The organism is Methylophaga sp. UBA1464 (assembly GCF_002325665.1).
Lineage (GTDB): Bacteria > Pseudomonadota > Gammaproteobacteria > Nitrosococcales > Methylophagaceae > Methylophaga.
Window position 1 is genome coordinate 1 of sequence record NZ_DCSO01000030.1, and the last position, 1,576, is coordinate 1,576.

The following is a 1,576-nucleotide window of genomic DNA, read 5'->3' on the forward strand; positions in this document are numbered from 1 at the left end:
AAAAAAAGCTCATGGCAGGACTCCAACGATTTGGTTAAATTCAGTAATCAGGCGGGTTTGTCGCAGAGTAATCACTTCAAGATCACGGGCGCTCCGGCGCTTCTGCTGCAAGGCGATGACTACCTGACTTATATCGGTCTCGCCGGAAACGAAAGCGGTTTTTGCCATCTCCCACTGCTGACGTGCCAGCTGGGCCTGCTCCTTGCTGAGTGGCAGAGATTCATTCAAGGTGAAAAGCTCGTGTGCAACTTCGTGAAGTTGCAGGTTCAATTCACGGTAAGTATTGAGGTAGCGCACATCAGCGTCGACCTTATTGCGGCGCGCCGAACTGGTGGATGCATTGACATGAGCGCGACCACCAAAGGGGATGGTTACTGAGAGTGCCAAGGCATCTTGATAATCGTTCTGATTACCCGCTCTTTGTCGACGTGAGCCAATGCTGATAGTGGGGTTACCTAGTGCCTCCAATTCTGTCTTGTTGATTTCGGCGGCTGCCAGATCGATATCGCTTCTTAACAGTCGCAATAGAGGATGTTCTGGGCTAACCTCTTCAGTCGTTTGAAGGGTTTCGATATGCGGCTTTTCTGGTCGGATATTCAGACCAGTCAGCATCTGGTATTTACGTTCAGCATCAACACGGGCTGCCTCTGCTGCCAGTTCATTTCGTTGCTGGGCCAGCAGCAATGTTTGAGCCTGCAAAACATCACGCCGTGCAGTTTCGCCCGCAGAGTGCAAGGACTCAGCAATTGACAGTAATTGCCGGGCATCTGCTGTAGCGTGTTGTTCTGTTGCCAACAGAGAATCTGCATCCTGCATGTCTGCCAGTACCTGGCGTAGTCGTCCTGCCATCGTCAGAGTAAAAGCTTCTTGCCACGCTGCTACCTGGACATTGTATTGTTGTCCCCGGGCTTGCATGGTGTTCCTCTCACCAGATCGCCACAGGGGTAAAGTGATGCCATAAGTGAGCTCGCGTTCACCGAGGTTACTGAGCATTTGATCGTCGATATAGTCTAGTTGCGCGCTTGGCCGGCCAGCAATCCAGCTTTCACCAACATCTACCATGGCCTGCGCCTGCTCTGTCCGTACTTCGGTTTCCAAAGCTTCAGGGGCATGTGCCAACGTCTGTTCCAGCAGGGTAGTAAAATTTAAATCTTGAGTCGTGATAAGTGGTGCATGATCGAGTTCCTGAGCGTGGAGATTTGGCGTGGCCAAGAACGCAACTAAAATGGTTAGGGTTGTAAGGCGTTGTATGTGTGTTTTTTTCACTTTGTAAAGTTTCCCTTTATCAGTTGGGATAGGGTGAAAGCTTTTACGTCAGCCTAAGTCAGAAGTTGTAAATAAATTGTCAACCCGTTGAGTTGACTTTTTTTTGACATGGGCCGATTGACACTGACAAAGTTATTGATTGGTGTAAGGAGGTGGCAGTGAAAGTGCTGGTAATCGAAGACAATCGCGACATCGCAGCAAACATTGCTGACTATCTGGAGCCCAAGGGGCATGTGCTCGATTTTGCTGCGACTGGACCACATGGTTTGAAGCTCGCGCTGAGCGAGCGTTATGACGTGATTGTCCTTGA

1 protein-coding gene and 1 pseudogene are annotated in these 1,576 nt (G+C 50.0%); one reads left to right on the plus strand and one right to left on the minus strand.

Annotated elements, in window-relative coordinates; genetic code table 11:
- Positions 1 to 9 precede the first annotated feature (9 nt).
- The gene (locus tag B3O33_RS03240; RefSeq protein ID WP_292362510.1) at positions 10 to 1,266 is read right to left on the minus strand and encodes a TolC family protein; all 1,257 of its coding nucleotides are present in this window, start codon (positions 1,264 to 1,266) and stop codon (positions 10 to 12) included.
- 158 nt (positions 1,267 to 1,424) lie between these two features.
- On the opposite strand from B3O33_RS03240, the pseudogene B3O33_RS15995 reads away from it, so the two are divergent.
- Positions 1,425 to 1,576 (plus strand): annotated as a pseudogene (locus B3O33_RS15995) (DNA-binding response regulator); the annotation flags it as partial.